Origin of the sequence: Kaistella sp. (genome assembly GCF_032060305.1) — a bacterium.
GTDB classification, from domain to species: domain Bacteria; phylum Bacteroidota; class Bacteroidia; order Flavobacteriales; family Weeksellaceae; genus Kaistella; species Kaistella yananensis.
In genome coordinates, this window is record NZ_DAMBHK010000070.1 from 1 (window position 1) to 6,461 (window position 6,461).

The following is a 6,461-nucleotide window of genomic DNA, read 5'->3' on the forward strand; positions in this document are numbered from 1 at the left end:
CGTCCAGCTTTTGGTAAGCCAGGATCCGCTGCGCAGAAAAATACATGGAATCTTTCTCCAGAATTTTCACGGCATACGGCCTGTCGGTCATCATCGCCGAATCCTTTTTTTCGTAGATCTCGCCGTAACCGCCTTTCATATAACGGTTTTCGGCCGGATCGCGAAGTGTCACGTTTCCTTTGGCTGTTCCGAATCCTGTGATTTGGTTAAAATACATATCGTCGCCGGTAAGCACTTTGCCATTATAATGAATCCTGGAGTTTTTCTTCAGATAAACTTCCTTTGAATTCATGTTATAGGAACCCCTTTCAGTATAAATGAGGTTTGATGGATTCTTTTTGTTGGTAATCGTCGTGGGACCGAAAAAATCTGCTGTGTTGGTCACCTGATTTTGTTTGATGTTGGTTCCTTCAACAGTATAATCCGGATTGTTGATCTTTACATTTCCTGTAAAATCAATCATTTTGGTAGCCAGATCGTAGGTTGCAGACTTAGTGTACATCACATTGGTTGCATCCGAAATGGTTCCGCCGGTATTGAAATACGCTTTGTTCGAAATCCTATCATAGTACAAAGTCTCTGTTTTGATCGTTTGTCTTGGGTCTGTAAGCACAACATTCTTTCTGGCGATTCCTTTCTGCGAATTTCCGTCGTACTCCATTTCTCCTGCGGTAATTACAGATCCGTCAGCATTTTGAAGCTTTACGTTTCCGGTAGCTTTGATGAAATTCTGTTCCTCATAAAAAATCACTTCATCTGCAGTGAGCAGCGAGCCCTGATGCTCAAACTGCACATTGCCTGAAAAATAAGGATTACCGTTGTACCTGCCGGGATTTTTCTGAAAAAAATCTGAATGGATGAGGCGCACTTTATCTCCCGGAGTTGCATTTTGAGCGGTCCCGAAATATGGATCTTTCACCAAAGGGTCCTGAGGTCTGGTGACAATCTGTGCAGAAAACTGAACACAGATCAAAAGAAATAAAACGAAAAGGTTTTTCATTAATTTTTTTTGGTACCGTAAAAATAGAGCGAATGAGAATCAATATTTACACCAAATGCGTTTTCAATTGCTTCTTTAATCCCCTGAATTCTAGGGTCGCAGAACTCGATAATCTCTTCGATTTCTTTGTCTGAATCTTTTTTATAAATCACCAGGTGATCATGTTGTTTATCGAAATAAGATTTTTCGTAAGAAGATGACGTGAGGGTTTTCTCGCCAAACTGGTGTTTGCGGATGAGGCCTGCATCCAGAAAAATTTCGATGGTATTGTAAATGGTTGCTTTTGAGACATGATATTTCTTCTGCATCATCAGAAGATAGAGGTCATCTACATTGAAATGATGCTCCATGGAGTAAATTTCCTCTAAAATGGTGTAGCGTTCCGGTGTATTACGGAAACCTTTTTCAAGAAGATACTGTCTTAGCACTTCTTTTATGGTTGTTATATTAAGATCTTTCTGTTTCGGGTCCATCAAAAAAAATTATGTACAAATTTAGCGATTTCATTCTAAATGAAAGCGGAGGGTTTTCCGGAAATAAATCCTGTAGGAATATTAAATCTTTAAGAATTATAGTGTCTAAATTCCACCTGCTGCAGTTTCTTTGTCACCACTTTCTGGTCAAGAAGCGGCGCAGATTCTACCACCACATTATGCGCGGAAACACCCCACGCCTTGAAATCGTCGCTGCCGATGTATTTCACAAAATTGTAAATATTGAGCGTAATTTTCTCTTTCACGGTAAGTAAAGTATCGTTGATATAGGTATTATCGATGATGATGTACTTAAGATCCGGCGGGATATTATAGGCACGCAGCGATGGATGGCTACTTCTGGACGGGATGCTTCCTTCTTCCATCATGTCTGCTAAAACCTGATCGAAATAATCGTTAATACGTCGGTCGATTTTAAACCCAAGAAGAAAATTGATGCGGTAAATCGTGCCGGGCATAATTTCGTCGATGGTATATTTAAAAGTAAACGGATCCTCTTGGTTTACAATATTCAGAATAAAATAATGATCGGCTCTTTTCGGCTGTTTCCGGAGGATCGAATAAATAATCTTAGACTCAATTTCATCATCTTTTTTTGCACGACTCAAAAACGCAAGATTGGTGGCGTATTTGGGGATGGTTTCATCCAGTTTCAGGTCTTTAATAATCGGTACATACTGATCCAGTTTCACAAATTTGATAAATTTGGCTTTGATGAGTCTTCCATTGTACCATGCATACATGCAAACGGCGATAAAACCGCCCAAAACGATGGTAAGCCACCCGCCATCAAAGAATTTAATTACGTTAGCATAGAAAAATCCTAATTCTATAAAAAGATACAGTACAAGAAAACCGAAAGCAAAAAACTTATTCACCCTGCTTCTGCTGAGCCAGTAAAAAAGTAGTGTTGTAGTCATGAGCATAGTGACGGTGATGGTTAAACCGTATGCTGCTTCCATCAGTTCTGAATGCTGAAAATAAATGACAACGATGAAACAGAGCACCATTAAACCCCAGTTGATGCGGGGAATATACATTTGACCTTTTACTCCCGAAGGATAGTCGATCTGTTGATTGGGCCAGAATGAAACCGACATCGCTTCTGAAAACATGGTAAAAGATCCAGTAATCACTGACTGGCTTGCAATAATTGCCGCAGCAGTTGCCAGAATTACGCCGGGCAGAATCGCCCAAACGGGCATTATTCCAAACATTGGATTGATGCCCTGGGCAACCAAATGATGATTATCGAGCAACCAGGCACCCTGTCCAAGGTAGTTTAAAATAAGCATTACTTTAACGAAAATCCAACTTACCCGGATATTCTGCTTTCCGCAGTGTCCCAGATCCGAATAGAGCGCTTCAGCGCCCGTTGTACAGAGAAATACGGCACCCATAATAACGATGGCACTGGGTGAATGGGTAATGAGGTTGTAGGCGTAATAAGGGTTAAAGGATTTTAAAATATCGAGATGGTCGACAATATGCACTGATCCGAAAATCCCCAGAACCAAAAACCAAGCTACCATCACAGGTCCGAAGAACTTTCCGATCGAAGCGGTACCGAACTGCTGAATGAAAAAAACAATGGCCAAAATAATAAGCGTAATGGCAACTACAGGCGTATGGGGATTATAAATCTTTAGACCTTCAACCGCCGACATTACGGTAAGAGAGGGAGTTATGACACTGTCTGCCACAAGAGTTGATGCCCCCACAATAGCCACCACGTAGAGCCATTTCTTTTTGAGTCTTTTTACAAGAGAGTAAAGAGATAGAATCCCACCTTCGCCTTTGTTGTCCGCGCGCAGGGCGATGATTACGTACTTCAATGTAGTCTGCAGGGTGAGTGTCCAGATGATACATGAAAGCGCGCCTTCAATATATTCATCAAACGGCAGGTTACCACCCTCTTTTCTTGCGTTCACAATCGCCTTCATTACATATAGAGGGGAAGTTCCTATATCTCCGAAAACAATTCCGAGGGAAACCAGCACCCCCATTGCGGTAAGTTTTTTCGTATCGAAATGATGCCCACCGATTACTACGTCTGACATTTTAATAAATATTTAATGCGCAAATTTAGATTAAAAACCTATTCGGAAATTATTTTTTAACGAATATCTGAAGTACAGCACAAAAAAAACTCCCTTTCGGGAGTATAAATTTATGCTTTGATGTACATTGCATTTTTAATTTCTTCTTTCACTTTCTCAAGTTTCGGGAACCATTCAGCAAACAGGGCTGCAGAATAAGGTGCCGGTGCATCCGGAGTAGTAATTCTTTTGATTGGAGCATCCAGATAATCAAACGCTTTCTGCTGAATCATGTAAGTGATTTCTGAAGATACAGAACCAAATGGCCAGGCTTCTTCTAAGATAACCAATCGGTTTGTCTTTTTTACTGAAGCGATAATGGTATCGAAATCCAGCGGACGAACCGTTCTAAGATCGATTACTTCAATAGAAATCCCTTCTTTTTCCAAATCTTCAGCGGCCTGCATGGCAAGTTTCATAATTTTACCGAAAGAAACCAAAGTCACATCTTTTCCTTCTTTCTTGATATCGGCTTTACCGATTGGGAGGTAATATTCTTCTTCAGGAATTTCCATTTTGTCGCCATACATCTGCTCAGATTCCATGAAAATCACAGGATCATTATCCTGAATTGCACTTTTCAGCAATCCTTTTGCATCGTAAGGATTAGAAGGAACAATTACTTTAAGTCCCGGTATATTGGCAAACCAGCTTTCAAGTGCCTGAGAGTGTGTTGCACCTAACTGGCCTGCTGATGCTGTAGGACCGCGGAAAACGATTGGGCAATTCCACTGTCCGCCGCTCATCTGGCGAATCTTTGCTGCGTTGTTGATGATCTGGTCGATTCCAACGAGGGAAAAATTGAAAGTCATGTATTCCACAATCGGTCTGTTGCCATTCATTGCAGAACCTACTGCAATCCCTGTAAAACCAAGCTCTGCAATGGGTGTATCAATTACCCGTTTCGGACCAAATTCGTCGAGCATGCCCTTCGATGCTTTATAAGCACCGTTGTATTCTGCAACTTCTTCACCCATTAAATAGATTGATTCGTCCTTACGCATTTCTTCGCTCATTGCCTGTGCAATCACCTCACGAAAAGTATATTCCTTCATATTCATTGAAAAATTAGATTACAAAAGTAAAGATTTTTTCCCAAACCTTCAGATGATAAACGACATAAAAAAAGCAATCCTTACGAATTGCTTTTTTAAATTATTTTGAAATTGTTATTTCAGTTTATGCCAGGTTTGGTTTCTTCCGATTAAAGAAAAACCGATGTAACCTCTTACGTTCAGTTTATCGCCGCTTCTTGTAATGGTACACTTGTAAGTTTTGCCTGTTTTAGGATCGGTAATGGTTCCGCCGGTAAATTCGTTTCCATCTTTTTTAAGACCGCGCACCACTTCCATTCCTAAAATAGGTTTGTTTTTTCTGTCATCTTTACAGTCTACACAATTTGCGTTGGTAGGTTTTATTAAGAGCTGGGTTACTTTCCCGTAATATTTCCCGTCGGATTTTTTGAAGATTTCTACGATTGATTTCTCCTGTCCTGTTTCATCATCAATGGTTTTCCATTTGCCTTCGATTTGGGCATAAGAGAGTGTTGCGAAAAACAGTGCAACAAAAGCGAACATTATTTTTTTCATTTTATAAAATATTTAAATTTTTAGTTTGATAAATGTAATTAAAAAAAGTTAAACACCAAATCTTTAATTATTCGGAACATACTATTATAAGTAAAAACAGAAATTATTAAAACTAAACAAATGTTTAATATTAATTGAGTTTACGGTTGATCACCCTGTTCATATAATCCTGATACCAGGCTTTTGCTTTCAGTTCGCCCAACTTAATTTCAGGTGTATTTATTTTTCCCAGAAGATTGTTTTCATAACCCAAATCATCAAGCTTATAGATTCCGGTAAAGTTTTTACCATCGAAAAGGTAGATGAAATCTCCAATAATGAACTGCTCCACTCCACTCGAGTTAACAATCAAGTGATCTTCTTTTTTATCGGAAACCAAGCTTCTGCCCCAACTTCTTATTTTCTTATTATAGCCCATTAAATCGGCTAAAGTTGGGTAAATATCCATCTGCTGGGTGGGCGTTGAGATTTCGCCTTTCAGGTTATATTTCGGGTTTGGTGAGTAAAACAGAATCGGAACGGCAAAACGGTTCATCGCTTTTTCATATTCAGGATATGCAATCTGGTTGGTATGATCGGCCACCATTACAAAAATCGTATTCTGATACCAGGGCATTTTTTTGGCGGTTTCGAAAAACTGTTTCAGCGCATAATCGGTGTAACCTACAGGTTCATGAATTTCAAGCGGACCTTTTTTGAATTTTCCGGCGTATTTTTCCGGAACCTTGAAAGGGTGATGAGATGATACCGAAAACATCGTCGCCATAAAAGGTGATTTCTTTGTATTTAGTGTCTTCGCGAAATACTGGAAAAACGGTTCGTCCCATATTCCCCATATCCCATCGAAATCTGCATCATTATTATACTCAGTTTTGCCGTAATAGTGTTTGAAACCTAAAATATTCCCAAATCCCATAAAGCCCATCGACCCATTCGGTGCGCCGTGAAAAAAAGAAGTATCGTAACCCATATCATTCGCCACGGAAACGACAGACTGTATCTTTTGGTTAGAATAAGGTGAACTGGTAAATGCATCTTTCAAAGTTGGAATTCCCGCTAAAATTGAACTCATTCCATGGATAGACTGCCGGCCGTTGGCGAAAGCATTGGTCGCAATTAAACTTTGCGTAGCAAGACTGTCGAAAAACGGCGTATAGGAAACAAAATCTTTAATATTCGTATTTTTATTAAACGCGCCGGAATATTCTTTACTGAAACTTTCGAGAATAAAAATCACAACATTGGGTTTCGGCTCAACACCTTCTCTTTTGTATAATTT

6 protein-coding genes are annotated in these 6,461 nt (G+C 39.6%); all 6 read right to left on the bottom strand.

Going from position 1 to position 6,461, the window contains the following annotated elements; genetic code table 11:
* Positions 1–1,000: OstA-like protein (locus tag V5N63_RS09570; protein WP_332033765.1), on the bottom strand; the 1,000-nt coding region annotated here is incomplete at its 3' end.
* Positions 1,000–1,473 (bottom strand): Fur family transcriptional regulator, encoded by a 474-nt coding sequence (locus tag V5N63_RS09575; RefSeq protein ID WP_088469987.1) that lies wholly within the window; start codon positions 1,471–1,473, stop codon positions 1,000–1,002. The genes V5N63_RS09575 and V5N63_RS09570, both read right to left, overlap by 1 nt.
* Positions 1,474–1,562: 89 nt before the next feature.
* Positions 1,563–3,554, bottom strand: coding sequence for a KUP/HAK/KT family potassium transporter (locus tag V5N63_RS09580; RefSeq protein ID WP_332033766.1), 1,992 nt, complete (start codon positions 3,552–3,554; stop codon positions 1,563–1,565).
* Positions 3,555–3,664: 110 nt separating this feature from the next.
* Positions 3,665–4,648 (bottom strand): pyruvate dehydrogenase complex E1 component subunit beta, encoded by a 984-nt coding sequence (locus tag V5N63_RS09585; protein WP_332033767.1) that lies wholly within the window; start codon positions 4,646–4,648, stop codon positions 3,665–3,667.
* A 114-nt stretch (positions 4,649–4,762) separates the two neighbouring features.
* The gene (locus tag V5N63_RS09590; RefSeq protein WP_332033768.1) at positions 4,763–5,182 is read right to left on the bottom strand and encodes a DUF2147 domain-containing protein; all 420 of its coding nucleotides are present in this window, start codon (positions 5,180–5,182) and stop codon (positions 4,763–4,765) included.
* A gap of 130 nt (positions 5,183–5,312) precedes the next feature.
* Positions 5,313–6,461: LTA synthase family protein (locus V5N63_RS09595; protein WP_332033769.1), on the bottom strand; the 1,149-nt coding region annotated here is incomplete at its 5' end.

Excerpts from the sequence above, each read along its gene's own strand:
- V5N63_RS09575 (WP_088469987.1), bottom strand. The coding sequence starts at position 1,473 with ATGGACCCGAAACAGAAAGATCTTAATATAACAACCATAAAAGAAGTG.
- V5N63_RS09580 (WP_332033766.1), bottom strand. The coding sequence starts at position 3,554 with ATGTCAGACGTAGTAATCGGTGGGCATCATTTCGATACGAAAAAACTT.
- V5N63_RS09585 (WP_332033767.1), bottom strand. The coding sequence starts at position 4,648 with ATGAAGGAATATACTTTTCGTGAGGTGATTGCACAGGCAATGAGCGAA.
- V5N63_RS09590 (WP_332033768.1), bottom strand. The coding sequence starts at position 5,182 with ATGAAAAAAATAATGTTCGCTTTTGTTGCACTGTTTTTCGCAACACTC.